This window comes from Gluconobacter sp. P1D12_c, from assembly GCF_018812105.1.
Taxonomy (GTDB): Bacteria; Pseudomonadota; Alphaproteobacteria; order Acetobacterales; family Acetobacteraceae; genus Gluconobacter; species Gluconobacter oxydans_A.
The window spans coordinates 1-352 of record NZ_JACSIQ010000912.1 but is presented as its reverse complement, the minus strand read 5'-3'; the positions used below and the strand labels follow the sequence as shown (position 1 = coordinate 352).

The following is a 352-nucleotide window of genomic DNA, read 5'->3' as shown; positions in this document are numbered from 1 at the left end:
ATCCGTACCTCTGTATCAGTCGCGTATTGAGTGTCTCATTATAGAACCACTCAAGATGGCCATACTCCATCGGCTCAATATCGTTCGGCTTAGTCACAGAATTTGTGAACTCATCAACAGACTCAAGAGTTCCCGCATCCTTAACAATGCACGACATCCTCTCACGAACATCAGCAAGAAAATCCTGCCAGCCGTTACCCTTAAAATACGGCAGATCAAAGAGGATATTCATATGCATGTTAAGGGTTTCATGATCCTCATTATGAGTGAACTCAGTCCCCCTGAAATACAGATTTGAACCATATTTTTGATTGAGCCAACGGAAGCAATCAGAGAGCTTGCGTGTCCATTT

The 352-nt window shown here is 43.2% G+C and carries 1 protein-coding gene; it reads right to left on the bottom strand.

Translation table 11 applies throughout. The annotated features are described in order from the left end of the window. Positions 1-352: hypothetical protein (locus tag KP705_RS19765; RefSeq protein WP_215765545.1), on the bottom strand; the 352-nt coding region annotated here is incomplete at both ends.